The organism is Methylobacterium sp. EM32 (genome assembly GCF_040593685.1).
Lineage (GTDB): Bacteria > Pseudomonadota > Alphaproteobacteria > Rhizobiales > Beijerinckiaceae > Methylobacterium.
The window spans coordinates 48,717-65,016 of the sequence record NZ_JBEXZS010000041.1 but is presented as its reverse complement, the minus strand read 5'-3'; the positions used below and the strand labels follow the sequence as shown (position 1 = coordinate 65,016).

At 63.5% G+C, this 16,300-nt stretch carries 13 protein-coding genes; 6 read left to right on the top strand and 7 right to left on the bottom strand.

Features of this window, described 5'->3' with window-relative positions:
- Positions 1-2: 2 nt before the first annotated feature.
- From ABZT49_RS06535 to ABZT49_RS06520, 4 genes are all read right to left on the bottom strand, one after another.
- Complete coding sequence (locus tag ABZT49_RS06535) at positions 3-1,367, bottom strand: leucine-rich repeat-containing protein kinase family protein (protein ID WP_355284569.1); 1,365 nt, start codon at positions 1,365-1,367, stop codon at positions 3-5.
- 136 nt (positions 1,368-1,503) lie between these two features.
- Complete coding sequence (locus ABZT49_RS06530) at positions 1,504-1,773, bottom strand: hypothetical protein (RefSeq protein WP_355284566.1); 270 nt, start codon at positions 1,771-1,773, stop codon at positions 1,504-1,506.
- A gap of 96 nt (positions 1,774-1,869) precedes the next feature.
- On the bottom strand, positions 1,870-2,763 hold the full coding sequence (locus tag ABZT49_RS06525) for a class I SAM-dependent methyltransferase (protein WP_355284563.1): 894 nt from the start codon (positions 2,761-2,763) through the stop codon (positions 1,870-1,872).
- 73 nt (positions 2,764-2,836) lie between these two features.
- Positions 2,837-2,977 carry a hypothetical protein gene (locus tag ABZT49_RS06520; RefSeq protein ID WP_355284560.1) on the bottom strand — a complete coding sequence of 47 codons (141 nt, stop codon included), beginning with the start codon at positions 2,975-2,977 and terminating at the stop codon, positions 2,837-2,839.
- A 281-nt stretch (positions 2,978-3,258) separates the two neighbouring features.
- Here ABZT49_RS06520 and ABZT49_RS06515 point away from each other — a divergent pair, with 281 nt between their 5' ends.
- Positions 3,259-4,101 carry a site-specific integrase gene (locus ABZT49_RS06515; RefSeq protein ID WP_355284557.1) on the top strand — a complete coding sequence of 281 codons (843 nt, stop codon included), beginning with the start codon at positions 3,259-3,261 and terminating at the stop codon, positions 4,099-4,101.
- Positions 4,102-4,117: 16 nt separating this feature from the next.
- On the opposite strand, the gene ABZT49_RS06510 is transcribed toward ABZT49_RS06515, so the two are convergent.
- Positions 4,118-5,290, bottom strand: a complete 1,173-nt coding sequence (locus tag ABZT49_RS06510; RefSeq protein WP_355284554.1) for an ATP-binding protein — start codon at positions 5,288-5,290, stop codon at positions 4,118-4,120.
- 434 nt (positions 5,291-5,724) lie between these two features.
- Positions 5,725-5,976, bottom strand: coding sequence for a hypothetical protein (locus ABZT49_RS06505; RefSeq protein WP_355284551.1), 252 nt, complete (start codon positions 5,974-5,976; stop codon positions 5,725-5,727).
- 674 nt (positions 5,977-6,650) lie between these two features.
- On the opposite strand from ABZT49_RS06505, the gene ABZT49_RS06495 reads away from it, so the two are divergent.
- A complete protein-coding gene (locus tag ABZT49_RS06495) occupies positions 6,651-7,262 on the top strand; it encodes a recombinase family protein (RefSeq protein WP_355284548.1) in 612 nt (203 codons plus the stop codon).
- A gap of 25 nt (positions 7,263-7,287) precedes the next feature.
- Here ABZT49_RS06495 and ABZT49_RS06490 read toward each other — a convergent pair whose 3' ends face one another.
- On the bottom strand, positions 7,288-7,890 hold the full coding sequence (locus ABZT49_RS06490; RefSeq protein ID WP_355284545.1) for a plasmid pRiA4b ORF-3 family protein: 603 nt from the start codon (positions 7,888-7,890) through the stop codon (positions 7,288-7,290).
- 425 nt (positions 7,891-8,315) lie between these two features.
- Between ABZT49_RS06490 and ABZT49_RS06485 the strand changes: the two genes are divergently transcribed.
- From ABZT49_RS06485 to ABZT49_RS06470, 4 genes are all read left to right on the top strand, one after another.
- Positions 8,316-10,247 carry a hypothetical protein gene (locus tag ABZT49_RS06485; protein ID WP_355284542.1) on the top strand — a complete coding sequence of 644 codons (1,932 nt, stop codon included), beginning with the start codon at positions 8,316-8,318 and terminating at the stop codon, positions 10,245-10,247.
- A 102-nt stretch (positions 10,248-10,349) separates the two neighbouring features.
- Complete coding sequence (locus ABZT49_RS06480; RefSeq protein WP_355284539.1) at positions 10,350-11,909, top strand: class I SAM-dependent DNA methyltransferase; 1,560 nt, start codon at positions 10,350-10,352, stop codon at positions 11,907-11,909.
- Positions 11,906-13,114 carry a restriction endonuclease subunit S gene (locus ABZT49_RS06475; RefSeq protein ID WP_355284537.1) on the top strand — a complete coding sequence of 403 codons (1,209 nt, stop codon included), beginning with the start codon at positions 11,906-11,908 and terminating at the stop codon, positions 13,112-13,114. The genes ABZT49_RS06480 and ABZT49_RS06475 overlap by 4 nt, the downstream gene beginning before the upstream one ends.
- Positions 13,114-16,290 (top strand): type I restriction endonuclease subunit R, encoded by a 3,177-nt coding sequence (locus tag ABZT49_RS06470; RefSeq protein ID WP_355284534.1) that lies wholly within the window; start codon positions 13,114-13,116, stop codon positions 16,288-16,290. Before ABZT49_RS06475 ends, ABZT49_RS06470 begins: the two co-directional genes overlap by 1 nt.
- Positions 16,291-16,300: the final 10 nt, after the last annotated feature.

Genomic DNA, 16,300 nt, shown 5'->3' with positions numbered 1-16,300 from the left:
GGTCAGGCCGGCCCCGATTCCGCGATGACGACGTCGAGGGCGCCCAGCACCTCGGCCATCGCCGGCCGCGCCGCCGGGTCGGGCCCGGTGCAGGCCGCGACCAGGGCGTCGAGGGCCGGGGAGGCGAGGGGGCTGAGCGCCCGCAGCTCCTCGAGGAGGAGCCCGAAGGCCCGCACGTCGAGCCGCTGCAGGAACGCCCCGTCCGGGCCCGGGACCAGGGCGGAAGCCGCGCCGAGATCGCTCAGAACCGCCTCGCCGTCGCGCCCGTCCCACAGGATGTTGTGGGCGTAGAGGTCGCCGTGGCCGAAGCCCCGCGCGTGCAGGTGGGCGGCGCCCGAGGCCACCCCGCGGGCGAGGCGCAAAGCCGCGGACGCCGTCAGGCGAAGGTCGGGATCGTAGACGTCGCGGCTGCAGCTCTCCAGGCTCGGCGGCCCGGCGAGCCCCCGCCAATCCTCCGGCAGGAGCGGCATCAGCAGGCCTTCCGTGCCATCCGGATGGTCGGCGAGGCGGCCGAGCCCGCCGGTGAGGTGCGGATGCGCCCCCGCCGCAAGGCAGGCCGCCATCTCGCGCTCGGGCAGGCCGTCGCTGGTCATCGCGCCCTTGAACAGCTTGAGGGCGACCGCCCGCGCCTCACGGGTGCCGTCCGGCCGCCACGCCGCCCGCATCACCCGGCCGGAGGCGCCCTCGCCAAGAAGCGGGCCGAGCGCGAGGTCGCGCCAGGCGATCCGAGCCGCGGCCGCGGGGGAGGGTGCCGTGCGGTCCTCGGCCGCGCGGTCCTCGAACGGGTTGCCGGCCCAGGACAGCCAGGCGAGGCGCGGCAGGGCGGTGAGGCAGGCGGGCAAAGCCTCGAACCCGTTGGCGGCGATGCGCAGGAGTTCGAGGTTCCGCGCGTCGCCCAAGCTCTCCGGCAGGGCCCGCAGGCGGTTGCCCGCCAGCATCAGCTTCTGCAGCAACGGTCGGGCGCCGAGCGCCGCGGGCAGGGTCGCGATGCGGTTGTCGGTGAGGGTGAGCCAGCGCAGGTCCGGAGGAAGGGACTCAGCCGGCACCTCGGCGATGCCGGACCCGCGAAACCCGACTTGGCTCAAGGCGACACAATCGCCGAGGACCGGCGGCAGCTGCGCGAAGCGGTTGCCGGAGCAGAACAGCACCTTGAGCCGGCGCAGCCGGCCGAGATCGGCGGGGAGCGCGGTGAGGTCGTTCTGGCCGAGATCGAGGAATTCGAGCGTGTCGGCGAGGCCGAGGATCTCGGGCGGCATCTCGGAGAGGCGCCCCTCGGGCCCGCCGGGCAGCCGCAGCTCACGGGCCCCGACGAGGTCGCCGCGGCGCAGAGCCTCGAGGCGCGCAGCGGTCGCGGGCGGCAGGCTCATGAAAGCGGGCCGAGGGCAGGCAAGCGGGCGGCGCGGAAGGGTGTCGGCATCGTGGTCTCCCGGCGGCGCGTCGGGGCCGCCGGGCGGTGGTCGCCGGGAAACGCAGCCGGATCAAGGGGCCGCGCGCAGGGACGCCTCAGTACGGATAGCCGTAGTAAGCGGCGGGCGGCGCCGGGCGGTAGCCGTATCCGTAGCCGACCGGCGGACGTCCGTAGGTGCGCAGATAGGGGTCGTAGCGCGGCTGCCGGAAATTGCCGTTGTTGACGCCGCCCGAACGGTCGTTGCCGCGCAACGCCGCGTAGGGCGAGAGCCCGCTGCCGGTATCGTTGTTCTGGGCGAGCGCGGCGCCCGCCGTCCCGAGGATGAGGGCCGCCGCGACGGACACCCGGACCGTGAGAGCGCGCATGAGAGGCCTCCTGATGGCGACAATCGCGAGATGACGCGGAACGGATGGCGGCCAGCCGAGGTTCCGGCGCGCCAGGCGCGGCTATTCGGCGCCGCGTCAGCGGCCGGCCAGCAGCGTCGCGGTCCGGCGCTGCCGCGCGAGGACGCCGCCGAGATAGTCGATCGCCCCGCCCTGCAGCCGGCGCAGCGCCCCGGGCTCCTCCTCCGCGTCGCGCCGCATCGAGACGTAGAACTCGAACCCGCCGACCTCCGTGGCGCCGATCCGGTTCAGCACGAACGGGAACAGGCCGAGCTGCGTCGCCCCCGCCACCAGGTCGAGGAAGGAATCCGGGGTGAACACCCAGCAATGGCACGGCACGTAAGCCCCGGTGGCCAGCGCCGCGGCGGCCTCCGCGTAGGCATGCGCCAGGGCCGCCTCGCCGGCGAGGCGCGGCGCCGCCGCCGGATCCTCCCCGGCCCAGATCTGCTCGGGCGCCACCGCCCGCGCCTCGCTCGCATGGGCGAAGAGCTGGCGCGGGCTCGGCCGCGCGAGGTCGAGGAGGTCGGCCTCGACGAGTTCCGCCAGGGTGCTCGCGGGCCGCGCGGCATCGAACATGAAGCGCCGATCCGGCAGCGACAGGTTGAGCACCCCGCCCGGGCGCAGCACCCCGTGGATGCCGCGCAGCCAGCCGAGGAGATTCGGCACGTATTGCGCCACCTGCGCGGCGATGGCGACGTCGTAGGGCTCCGGGCCGACGATCGGGGCGAGGGGGCCCGCGCCGGTCCAGGCATGGTCGATCGGCGCCGCGCCGGGCAGCCCGGCGCCGGCGTCGAGGGCACGGTCGATTGTGGCGATCCGCACGCCCGCGGGCAGGGGCGTCGGGTTGGCCCCGGGCCCGAATTCGAGCCCGCGCGCCTCCGGCAGCGGCATGTCGTGGGTCAGCCGCGCCAGCCGCCGGTCGGCGGCGCGACGGGCGAGGAAGTCGTCGAGGGAGAGGGAGCCGGGTCGCATGGCCCGGCTTGTCGCACATCCGGGCCCACGCGGCGAGCCGGGAGGTGTCGGAGCCTTCCGGTTCGGCGCGAGCCTACGTGTGGATCACCCGCCCATACGCGTCGAGCACGCTCTCGTGCATCATCTCCGAGAGCGTCGGGTGCGGGAAGACCGTGTGCATCAGCTCTTCCTCGGTGGTCTCGATGAGGGCCGATAGGCGAGGGGAGAGAGGCACTTAGCGGCGCTCCTCACTACCACCTCGAGCGAGCCGGAAGACGCCCTGCAACTCCCCTTGGAACTCACTGGCACAATTTTGGCACAGTGGGATCAAGCGCGATGGCAACGTACCGTAAGAGGGGTAGCAGGTGGCACGCTCAGGTTAGGCGCAAGGGCACTCCGACAATCACCCGGTCCTTCGGAACAAAGGCCGATGCTCAGGCGTGGGCGAGGCAGGTCGAAGCTGAAGCAGACCGCAGGGGCCTTCCAGCCAACCGCAAAGCCCTCGACACTCTGACCGTGGGCGACATCGTCACGCGCTATAGAGATACCATCACGCCTACCAAGAAAGGGGCTGTCCGGGAGGAGATGGCAATACGGGTGCTGCTGAAGCACGAGATTGCGAAGCTGCCCTTGAGCGTCCTCACAGTGGGCAAGGTGGCGGCTCACCGGGACCTCAGGCTGAAGACCGTGAAGCCGTCGAGCATCAACCGGGAGTTGGCCCTCTATCGCCACGCCTTCGAGGTAGCCCGGAAGGTGTGGGACGTTCCCCTGGCCGAGAACCCCTTCGCCCTGGTGAGTAAGCCGAAGGTGGCCAATGGACGCTCAAGGCGCCTGGAGCCGGGGGAGTGGGAGATGCTGCGCACTGCGTGCCAGCAGTCCCGCAATCCGCACCTTCTGCCGATGGTCGAGTTCGGGCTGGAGACCGCTATGAGGCGAGGAGAGGTGCTGCGGCTGCGGTGGCGGGACATTGAGTGGACCCAGCGCACGCTGCACATCTCGCAGACTAAGAATGGCCATCCTCGGACCATCCCGCTTACGGGGCGGGCCTTGAGCCTGCTCGGTGAACTGAAGCCGGACGAACTTGCCCTTGATGCGTTGGTCTTCCCGACCACAGAGGATGCCGTGAAGATGGCGTGGCGACGCGCGATGGCGCGCACCTCGTTACCGGACTTCCGCTATCACGACCTCAGGCACGAGGCCGTGAGCCGGTTCTTCGAGATGGGGTTGAGCATCCCCGAAGTGGCTCTCATCAGTGGACACCGCGATACCCGGATGCTGATGCGCTACACGCACTTAAGGCCCGAGGCGGTGGCAGAGAAGTTAAATGCTGCGGTGAAGCTGCGGTCACCGCAATTGTAGGCACTCCGGCCAACCATCATGGCATTTCGCGCCTTACAAATTCGTCAAAGAGCGGCACAGTAAAATCCGTCATTCCATAGGCAGGACTCCAGATCATGCCCTTTGATATTAGATTTGACCGCAGTGGTGCGACAGTGGATACGCTCGCCCCATACGATTTCGCGATATCACCTGAAGAGTGAGGACCTGAACCTAGGCGGGACATTGCCTGTATGTACCGCCTCTCCGTGGGCGTCATCCGCTCTAATCGTACTCTAAAAAAGCTTTCATCAAGCCTCCGTATAGCCTCAACCTCGGCCGAAGCAACAACATCGGCCGTGATTGGGCTAGACGCCGCCAGATTCCACGCAACATAAGCCCACTCTTGAAGGAAGTATGGGTACCCTCTTGTCACCTGACAAATCAAGTTAAGTGCGTCGGTGGTGAACTCCACCCCCTCGTCTAAAGCTGGAACAGAAATTGCCGATATGGCATCTTCTTTTTTCAAAGCTTCAACACGTGGAAAATCAAAAAGCCGTTCCGCATAAGATTTTGAGTCGCCCATTTTACCAAGTATCTGCGGGAGCCCGGCGGCAATTAAAACAATTGGAAGTCCGCGTTGATTTACGCGGTGAATCGCCATAACTAATGCACCAATCTCCGATTCGGCCAAGTATTGAATTTCGTCAATTAGAATAGCAATAGCAGTTTTCTTATCTGCAGCAGCTTGACCCAGTACGGTCAGCAGCTCAGGAAGATCATTTGCAAGATCACCACTGTCAGCTATTCCAGCTTCGGTTGCAAAATCCAGTCCGAACTCGATCTCACCAATTTCTAATTTAAGCGCATTTGCAAAGTTTTTCAGAATTGCCAGACTTTTTCTTCCGACTTCCTTGGCACCCTCCATTCTGCTTATTCGTAACATAATAGCCCTAAGCTGAGGCACCAACAAGGAGGCCAATGAAGCATTGTCATGAGCCTCTATGTAGGCAACCTGATAACGTTCAGCCTCTGCGAGTTCCAGCACCTTATTAAGGACTACAGTCTTTCCAACACCACGCAATCCAACTGCAACGAAGCTTTTTCCGTGCCTGCCCCGCTTAGCGCGCGCAAGAGCAGTAGTTGCATTTGCAACTAGATCATCACGGCCGGCTAGAAGCGGCGGCCGGGTGCCAGCGCCAGGAGCATATGGGTTTGCGCTTGGGTCCATGATGGGCTCGAGAGGTTTTTGAAGTTTATTGAGATTACCGAGTTTAGGAAGTTTATCGAGTTTATGGCAGTTTATCAAGCGCGGCTCTTGCATCCAGCGTGGCGGGGGCGCATCACTTCCCGCCCTGCACCACACGCAACTTCATCAACCCGGGAGGCAAGTCCGGTGGTTTCCCGGGCCGCTCCAGGTCCACGAACCGGGCCTTGCACTTGGGTACGTATTGACTCTTGATCCTCCCACGCGGTGGGTCTCGCCATGGGCAGTCCATCGCGACCCTGTTCAGCACCTCGTCAAGCGGGGTCTCCGGGCCGTACTTCGCGGCCAACCTCGCAAGCCGGTAAATCCCCTGTCGGTCCGGGCATTGGGCACAGGCCACCCGCACCACCACGAACGGGTAGCTCGCGAGACTGCTGGGCCGGGACCGCGGCGGATCGTCAAAGCGCATCGCCGTTGTCGTCCAAGCGCCCACGAACGTATCCGCGGGAGATGAGCCGGCTGCGCTCCCTGGTCCGGCGTTCGGCTTCCATGAGATCGGCTAGGGCATCCGTGATCGCGCACCGCAGGGCAAGCTCGGGGTCCCCGGAGGTTTGCGATAGGTAGTCCGTTGCGATGGCCTCGATGGGGCAGGTGGAGGCGCTGCCGGGAGAGGACGGACCGTAAAAGGCTCCGGTGTGTCTCGCCTGCATCGTGCTGCCTCCGTCCGAATCGACTGGAACGAACAGTGAACACGCCACGAGCAGGTTGGTTCGGTCAAGGTGGGTGAGGACGGCCTACGCCTCTCTGTCTCCTCGCTCCCCTCCCGCCACCTCTCGCATCATCTCGTCAGGCAGTGGGCGCTGGAGCTTCAGGGCGTCCGGTGTCGGTGCCTTTAGCTACATTGCCCAATCGTTCCGGCTTGGTGAGCAGCACCGGCATCACCTTCAGGTGAACTGAACTAACTACTCCATTGGCCTCGGTAGTGAGGCAGGAGAAGAGCCGGTGCTCTTCCTCCACCCTGTCAGGGTTCTCCTTCTTGGTCTGAGACGGCGAGCCACCCTGGGAAGGCCGGAATGTGGGTGGCAGATTTTCGAGACCGTATCGATCAAAACCGCGACGCGGAGTTTCCCCATGCCGGCCCTCGATCGGGCTGGTCGATAGGGGGCGAATGATCGGCTTGGGATCACCCATGCCATCAGCCCAAGCCCGACCTCCCTCGTGACCCGACCAGCCCATTGTAGGCTCATGGCTGCGGCCGAGGACCGGTTCAATTCGGGTACACCCTTACTGCACCGTCCATCGGACTGGTTCATTAAAGTGCCTTGACCATTCAAATGAGACCATCATGATGTGAACCATCCAAACCAGACCGATGGGGTCCGCTATGTTCGTCCGTGCCTACCTTCGTGCCTCCACCTCAGAGCAGGATGCTGAACGTGCCAGAGCGCAGCTCGAAGCCTTCGTGGCAGAGCGTGGGCTGCACATCGCGAGCTGGTACGTGGAGAACGAGAGCGGATCGAAGCTCACCCGTCCTGAGCTGTTCCGCCTGCTGAAGGACGCCCGTCCTGGTGACGTGCTCCTGGTTGAACAGGTGGACCGCCTATCGCGCCTCACGGCTGACGACTGGGAGCGCCTGAAGGGCGAGTTGACCAGCCGCCGTGTGCGTGTCGTCGCCCTGGACCTTCCCACGTCCTGGATGATGGCGACCACCAACACGGACGCCTTCACCGCCCGGATGTTTGAGGCCGTCAACGGCATGATGCTGGACGTGCTCGCTGCTGTGGCCCGTAAGGACTACGAGGATCGCCGTAGACGGCAGGCTGAGGGTCAGCTGAAGGCGAAGGCCGAGGGCCGCTACAAGGGCCGCCCTGAGGACATGGAGCGCAACGCCAGCATCGCCGCCATGCTCGGCAAGGGGCTGTCCTGGTCCCAGATACAGGCCGCCACCGGTTGCAGCCGGGCGACCATCGCCAAGATCGCCAAGAGGGCTGCCTGACAGCCGTTGGTCGGGAGCGTGAGGGTTACTGCCCCAGCCCCGGGCTCTTGGTGCGCGCAGCCTTCCCGGTGCGCCTACGCCGTGCCAGCTTCTCCATCCGCTCCACGATGATCTCGTTCGGCATGGTCTCAGGATCGAACGACCCACCGCACCAGTCGAGCATCGCCTTGCGCTCGCGAGGCCGGGGCTTGGAGAGCACGTCCAGGAACTCCTCGAACCCCATCGTGCCGCCAACGTCCTCCGGGGGAGCACGCCTGCCACCATCAACGAACCGCGGATAGTCCAAGGCAGGGTCCGCGGGACTGAGAGCCTCGACCGTGATGGTATGCTGCCAGTTGTCCCCAAAATCGTAGACGTAGGAGAACTGGCGGACATCACCCTCCAGAACAGTGCGGAGCTTCGCGACCTTGGGACTGCGGACCTCCGGATTAGGGAAATCAGGATCGGGTAGAGCGTATCGCCGTCCACCGACACGGAACTCGAAGAGGTGGTGGTTCTCGAACGGCATCGCCGCCTGGACCACCTCGTGTAGCCCGCTCAGGCTTATCGTCAGCGGCACCTCTACGATGCGCCAGACGACTGGCGTGGTGTCGTCCAGCTCAATGCGCAAGCGGGCGATGTTGTCCATGTGGCTCATGCCGATACGGTAGTCGGACTGGCTGGCGTGTCGACCCCACTGGTTATCCGAGGCGCTGGACGGAGGGTGTCTTCTCCGACCGACCTCCCGATTGCTCCGCACACTGGGAAGAAGGTGGGCAGGTTGCGCCTACCGCGTTGAGACGTGCCGTGCAGCTCGTGACCGATTTCCTCGGACTACCAGGAAGTGGGCGGGACAGAACGGCACTCCCGATTAGTGCCACCACTAGGGAGAAGGCGCGAGCGCCCGAGACGGGGCGTATCGGTATTCTTCGCTTTCCGCCTATCTCGGCGGCAACTCTCAGCCACCTCAGACCCCTTACCTCCAACCACAGCCCGAAAAACCCCCCGGCACGCAAAAGTAATTCCGTGTCGTGGGGGGTTTTATGCGGTTGGTCCATCACGATCAGGACCCTCATGAACGACACCAGCAACCTCGTGCCCACCTTCTGGGGCATCGTTGAGAAGCAAGCCCATGAACGTGGGCGACCACTATCCACCTTCAGCCGCTCCGTGGCTCAGTCCATCCTCGATGCCGGCCTCGCTGCGTGCGATGACCGAGACCAGCAGTTGGAGCAGTACCGGGTGGTCTCTGCACCCACGGGTTCCGGAAAGTCCTCCTACGCCTGGGCGTTGGTCGCTGCTCTCATCAAGGCTGTCCCGGGCTCATCAGCGGTGTTCCTGTGCGAGACCATCCACCAGTGTGAGGACACGTACAGGGAGCTATGGAAGCTGGTGGGTCGTGATGATCTGGCCATCTGGACCAGCGCCCATGATCTCGCCAAGCCGCTGGAGGCCATTGAACGAACTTATCAGTTCACTCCGACAGCCCGCTTCAGAAGCACCGATCTTCCTTGTCATCGGATCATCGTTGCCACTCACGCCTTCTACAAGGGACCTCGTGGCGCCTTGGCTCAGAAGTACCAGGGTGAGGATCGGACGCTCACCCTCGTTGATGAAAAGCCAGCGGAGGTCGCCATCTTCGACATCGACGCAGGGGATGTGGTGAAGGTGAGGGAGTGGGCACAGGAGAGCGGTAGCGGCTCAGGAGCGGTACAGGCGTGCATGGCGTTGCACGGGTACCTCGATGGCGTCTGGACGCAGGAGCGCACCGGATCGAGGAACTACCGACCGCTCCAACACTCGGACCTCGTGTGGTTCGCCTCACCCGAGGCTGATCAGCTCCGGGAGGAGCATGGGGGTCGAGATGCGCCCGACCTGAAGGTGGCGAGCGTCATCGGCTTCGCTCAGGCACTCGCGAACGGGTACGCCTTCATGAGCCGCTACGACCGAGCGACCCGAGGTGGTCGTTTCGTCGGGTACAAGCCCGACATGCCGATCCGCCCCGGAACTGTGCTGCTGGACGCCACCAGTGACATCGACGGTGTGGCGCAGCTCATTCCTTCGAAGCGGCAGCTGATGCCAGCCCCTCGGCTCTCGTTCGAGAACCTGACCGTCTCCCACCTCGTGCCACCTGACGACGTGATCGGCCCGCGTGAGCGGGTCTCGCAGATCGTGAAGACGTGCCAGCGAGCGGAGCCTTACGCACAGTGGATCATCGAGGCCATTCGCGAGAACACAGAGCCTGAAGAGAAGGTGCTAGTGGTCACCCATAGGGCCATGCTGGATCACGGCTACCTGCCCGGCGGGAGAACGAGCCTCGGGGAGGACGCCTACGATCTGGAAGGCCGTAAGGTCGCCTTCATCAACTGGGGTACTGGGATCGGGTCGAACCGCTGGAAGGACGCGAGGAGCGTGTTCCTGTTCGGGGAGTTCCACATACCCAGGCGGGCCACCGCAGCGACTGCTCTTGGGCTCTTGGACGAGCGAGCAAGCGACTGCTCTCGGCTGCCTTGCATGGAGAACCCTAACAGCAGGGACGCCGTGTTCCTGAGCCTCCAACATGGCCACTTGCTCAGATGGGAGAAGCAACTCGCGATGCGAGGCAACGCCCGGAACATAACGAGCGAAGGGGTCTGCGGGCGGCAGAAGCTGTTCGTGACCTCTGAGTTCTCCCGCTTCCTCCTGCACAAGGAGCGCCTCTTCCCCAGGGCTACGTTCACTAGGAGCGAAGAGGTAAAGAAGTCAGAGCTGGCGAAAGGTGGTGCGAAGGCTGTGGCGATGCTGTTGGCCACCAGCGAGCAGAACTGCATCACCAGTCTGGAGTTGCAAGCTGAGACGGGGGTCAGCCTCCAGAAGCACACTGCCCGCATCCTGGGTCACGACCTGGTCCAGGCAGTCATGGCGCAGGGTGGGTGGTCCTTCGTTCGCGGTGGCGGACGGGGAAACCCGAGCAAGTTCGTCCGGGCGGTGGTGTGCCAGCCCGCGGACCTCGTTCTGGCTGCGTAGCAACCGCCTACAACCGCTCAACGATGCGCCGGCACACTGGCGATGGCGCTCGCGGTCACGCTATGGTCCCCTCGAAGAGAAACAACGCCTCTCGGGGGAGCCGTGGCGACCGACCTGCAGGACCTATCGCGACGCCTGTTCGCAACCGCTGATCAGCTCTGGACCAACAGCTCCTTGCGGCCGGATCAGTACGCACAGCCGGTCCTGGCGCTGATCGCCCTTCGCCAGATGGAGGCGAAGTTCGACAAGGTGCACGCCGAACTGGCTCCGCAGTTCAAGGGGCGGCTCAAGGCGACGCCTGCGGACTACCAAGCGCGCGGTGCGGTGTACCTGCCGGAGAACGCCCGGTTCTCGAAGTTGCTCTCCCTGCCGGGTACGGCTGACCTCGGAGCGGCGCTGAACGCGGCCATGAAGGCCGTAGGCGACCATAACCCCGACCTCGCTGGCGCCCTTCCACAAGGTTACAGCGGGCTGCCGAGCAGCGTACTCCAAGAACTTCTCCGCCTGCTCGCTCCTCTGAAAATCGAAGGTGACGCCTACGGTCTGGTCTTTGAGTACTTCATGGGACAGTTCGCCTCGTCCTTCATGCAGAAAGGAGGAGAGTACTTCACGCCAGCCTCAATCGTTAAGCTCATCGTGGAAGTGATCGAACCTTACCACGGCACCATCTTCGACCCGGCGTGCGGATCAGGTGGCATGTTCGTCCACTCGGCGGAATTTGTTCGCCGTCATCATCGCGCGCCCGAGAGCGAGATCAGCGTCCACGGCGTGGAGAAGATGTCGGACACGCTGCGTCTGTGCAGGCTCAACCTAGCAGTGCACGGATTGTCCGGCGATCTGCGTGAGTCTAACAGCTACTACGACGATCCACACAAGCTGATCGGCCGGTTTGACTTCGTCATGGCCAATCCACCCTTCAATCAGCCGGAGGTGGATCGGGCGAAGCTGGTGAATGAAGCTGGGAAAGTGGACGCCAGATTCCCGCTTGGGCTGCCCTCCGTCAACAACGCCAACTATCTCTGGATCAGCCTGTTCTACGCAGCCTTAAAGCCAACCGGCCGAGCCGGCTTCGTAATGGCCAACAGCGCCTCGGACGCCAGCGGTAGCGAGCGTGAGTTGCGGCGGAAGCTGATTGAGACTGGCGCAGTAGACTGCATCGTCTCCGTAGGTCCGAACATGTTCTTCACGGTGACCCTGCCGGTGACCCTCTGGTTCCTTGACAAGGGAAAGGCGAAGAGCCCGCGTGGCGATCAGGTGCTGTTCGTTGATGCACGGCATCTATACCGGCAAGTGACTAGGGCGAACCGGGTCTTTGATCCAGACCAAGTCGAGTTCCTCGCTAACATTGTTAGGCTCTGGCGGGGTGAGGATGCGGAAGCGATGCAAGGCAGCTTCCCGCGTCTCTCCGAGGCTTTCCCCGACATGAACTACCGGGACGTGCCGGGGCTCTGTCGTGCTGCAACGAGGAAGGAAATCGCTGCACAGGACTGGAGCCTTAATCCAGGTCGCTATGTTGGTGTGGCTCCAGGACAGAAGCAGGAAGATGACGAGTTCCGAGTGAAACTGGAGGCGCTGCAGGAAGAGTTAGAGGAGCTGAACGCTGAGGCCGCACAACTCCAAGCGCTGATCGCGCAAAATGTAGTGGAGCTGATCGAAGCATGAGCCAGTTTCGGGAGTGCCGCCTTGGGGATGTTTTGACGTTACAGCGTGGCTTCGACCTTCCTTCTGCTCTTCGCGCGCCCGGGCAGGTGCCAGTCGTCTCCTCTAGCGGTATCACCGGCTTCCATTCGGAAGCAAAAGTACGCGGACCGGGCGTGATAATTGGCCGATACGGCACTCTCGGCGAAGTTCATTTCGTGCAGCAGGATTTCTGGCCGCTCAACACGTCGCTATACGTCAAAGACTTTAAAGATAACGACGTTAGATACTGCAGCTATCTTCTCCGGACCGTTAAAGTTGCTGAAACATCTTCGACGGCAGCCGTCCCGGGTGTTAATCGTAACGTGCTTCATGAGGTGCCAGTACGCTGCCCACCACTCCCGACGCAGCGCCGCATCGCTGCTATCCTCGGCGCCTATGACGACCTCGTTGAGGTGAACCGGCACCGGATTGCGTTGCTGGAGGAGATGTCGCAGCGGCTGTTTGAGGAGTGGTTCGTTCAATTTCGCTTCCCGGGACACCACGAGCTTTCCTTGGAGCTAGCAGCGGAAGGACCACGTCCGGTCGGCTGGTCGTGGCAGCAGTTACGTGCTGCCTGCGAGAAGCACAACGGTGTGCAAACTGGTCCTTTCGGTAGCCAGCTCCACCAGTCGGACTACAGCGACGAAGGCGTGCCCGTTGTGATGCCGAAGAACATCATAGGGCTGCGTGTCGTCGAGGACGACATCGCTCGTATTCCCGAGCAACTTGCTAATGACCTCGGGCGCCATCGGATGAGCGTAGGCGACATTGTGTATGGACGGCGCGGTGACATTGGTCGTCGCGCCTACATTTCGAAGCGCGAAGACGGCTGGTTCTGTGGGACCGGCTGCCTGCGACTACGCCCTGACCGCGCCGTCGTCACGCCCCGTTACCTGTTCGATGCGCTTGGCCTGCAAGTCACTTTCGCCGCCATCAAGGCGCGAGCGCAGGGTGCTACGATGCCGAACCTTAGTGCGGGAGCACTGTCAGGCGTACCGGTGATGGTCCCGCCGCTTTCTCTCCAGCAGCAATACACGGATTTAGTGGAACCGCTCGCCGAACTCGGGGCCACGATTGCCGGTGCCAATGATGCACTCCGCCGCTCCCGCGATCTCCTTCTGCCGCGACTGATCTCCGGTGAGTTGTCCGCTGCCGCCGCCGAGCGGGAGCTGGAGGCTGCAGCCTGATGTCATCCGCCGGCACTCCTCCCACGCTCTCGAGCGCGATCGCCAGCGAGAAGGTCGTAGTGGAAGTGCCTGCTGTCGAGCTGCTACAGTCCCTCGGCTGGCGGCATGACAACCTCATGCAGGAGGAGCCGGGGGAGAAGAACGTCACCGGGCGCGTCTCCTTCCGAGAGACCATCCTACCCGCCCGCCTCCGGACTGCGCTCCGTCGACTGAACCCGGCGTTGCCTGAAGAGGCACTGCTCGATGCCGAGGCGAGTCTGACAGAGGATCGTTCTGCGATGCTGCCGGTGGCCGCGAACCGCGAGGTCCACCGGCTGCTACGGGACGGTGTAGAAGTGCAGTCGCGTCAGCCTGACGGCACTCTGAAGCCCGACCGAGTGCGGGTGGTGGACTGGGTCGACCCGTCCGCTAACGATTTCCTCCTAGCCTCACAGCCTTGGTTCGCCAGTGAGCTATACACCCGCCGCCCCGATGCGGTGGGTTTCGTGAACGGCATCCCGCTGCTGCTCTGCGAGTGGAAGGCGCCGACCAAGCCTGTTCAGGAGGCTTACGACGCGAACCTGAGCGACTACCGAGATGCGATCCCACGCCTCTTCGACTTCAACGGCTTCACGGTTCTGTCGAACGGCATCGAAGCCCTAATAGGCCCGTCACATGGCTCCTTCGACGCCTTCGCCCCTTGGAAGAAGCTGGATGAGGACGGACCAGAAAGCGTGGCACTGGAGACTCTCCTTCGAGCGACGTGCGAACCCTCGCGTTTCCTCGATCTGGTCGAGAACTTCCTCCTCTTCGATGATGCCCGTAGTGGTCTAAGGAAGGTGCTCGGGAAGTACCATCAGGTTCTCGGGGTCAACCGCGCAATCGAGGCCGTTCAGCAGATCGAGGAGAACCGAGGCCGCCTTGGCGTCTTCTGGCACACGCAAGGCAGCGGCAAGAGCCTGTCCATGGTCATGTTCGCCGAGAAGGTGCTTCGCCGTCTCGGGGGAAACTGGACATTCGTGGTAGTCACTGACCGGCAGGAGCTGGACGAGCAGATCGCTGGCAACTTCGCCTCCGTGGGCGCGCTCACCAAGAACGTGGACGAGTGCCAAGCCCAGACTAGAGCCCACCTGCGGGATTTGCTGACCGGACAGGAGCGGTACGTCTTCACGCTCATCCACAAGTTCTCGACCGAGCGAGGCGAGCCTATGCCCGTTCTGTCAGAGCGCAGCGACATCATCGTAATCACTGACGAGGCTCATCGAAGCCAGTACGACCAACTCGCAGCGAACATGCGCCGGGCTCTGCCGAACGCTGCCTTCATCGGCTTCACCGGAACGCCGCTGATCGCTGGGCAGGAAGAGCGCACCCGGGAAATTTTCGGTGATTACATCTCCGTATACAACTTCGCCCAGTCTATCGCTGACGGTGCAACCGTTCCCCTCTACTACGAGGCCCGAAAGCCCGAGCTGCAGCTCAATTCAGAGGAGCTGAAAGACGAATTGGACAAGCTGCTGGACGAAGCTGCTCTCAACGATGAGCAGGAGGCTCGGCTTCAGCGGGAGTTCGGCCGGCAGTACCACCTCATCACCCGTGAGGACCGCCTGGACGGAATCGCCAGGGACCTCGTGCGGCACTTCTCTGCACGAGGCTACCTCGGGAAAGCGATGTTCGTGGCCATCGACAAGGCCACCGCGGTTCGCATGTACGACAAGGTGAGGGCGGAGTGGGCTGCGCTCATCGCCCTTGAAGAGGCCAGCCTCGCGAAGGCACCTCAGGAAGCTCGTGAGGCCCTTGAGCAGCGCCTTGAGTGGATGCGGTCGACTGACATGGCCGTGGTCGTCAGCCAAGGCCAGAACGAGATTGCCGACCTCAAGGCGAAAGGGTTGGACATCCTCCCTCACCGGGAGCGGATGCTGAAGGAGGACCTGGAGAGCAAGTTCAAAGACGGTGACGACCCCCTACGATTGGTGTTCGTCTGCGCCATGTGGATCACCGGCTTCGACGTGCCGACCTGCAGCACGGTGTACCTCGACAAGCCGATGAAGAACCACACGCTGATGCAGACCATCGCGCGTGCCAATCGGCGAGCCCCGGGCAAGAGCGCGGGTGTCATCGTAGACTACGTGGGTGTGTTCCAGAACCTTCAGAAGGCGCTGGCCATCTACGCTGCGAAGAACGCGAGCGGGGCCCCGATCCGCGATAAGGACCAACTGGTCACCGAACTGACGCAGGCCCTCGCTGAAGCCCGGGAGTTTTGCACCAACCTCGGGGTGGACATCGACGCGATCCTCGCTGCCGACAAGCTCGCGAGGCTGGCGCTCATCAGCAAGGGCGTAGAGGCTCTCATCGCCCCTGACGAGCAACGACGCCAATTCTTCCGCCGCTCTGGAGCCGCTACGCGGGCCTACAAGGCGCTTCTGCCTGACGAGCGTGCTACCCCCTTCTTGAAGCCTGTGGCGGCCCTACACGTCCTTGCTGAGGCCGTACGTGCCAAGCTCGGTCCAGTGGACCTCTCCGCCCTCTCGACCAAGATCGAGGCCCTCCTTGATGAGAAGATCGAGGGCGTCGCGATCACCGCCCCCATCATCCAGGGGGACGACGCTGCCGGCAGGGTGGACCTATCGAGCATCGACTTCGAGAAGCTGGCCAAGCTGTTCGCCACCCAGCCCAAGACCGCCGGGGAGCAACTGAAAGACAGCGCTGAGAAGAAGGCTCAGGAGATGGCGCAGCGCAATCCGACGCGCGTACACCTCGTGGAGAAGCTCGAACGGCTGGTGAACGACTACAACCTCGGCACGCTCGCCAGCGAGACGTTCTTCGAGGCGCTCAAGAAGCTGATCTCCGAGATGGAGGAGGAGGAGCGTCGTGGGGCTCGGGAGGGACTCACGGAGGAGGAACTCGCCATCTTCGATCTCCTCACGAAGCCTGAGCCGAAGCTGACCAAGGCCCAGGAGGATGAGGTTAAGCGGGTCGCCCGTGACCTGCTGGAGAAGCTACAGGAGCACCTTCGCGTTGCCGGCTGGCAGCTCAGGGTGAGACCCAGAGCGACCGTTCAGTCCACCATCCGCTTCACCCTGAACGACCTTCCCGAAGACCCCTACAGCGAGGACATCTGGGAGGGGAAGGTAGATGCTGTATGGCAGTTCGTCTTCACCCGGTACCAGTCCGGCGGGGCGTTGGAAGCTCGCATTTGAGCGGGTTCGA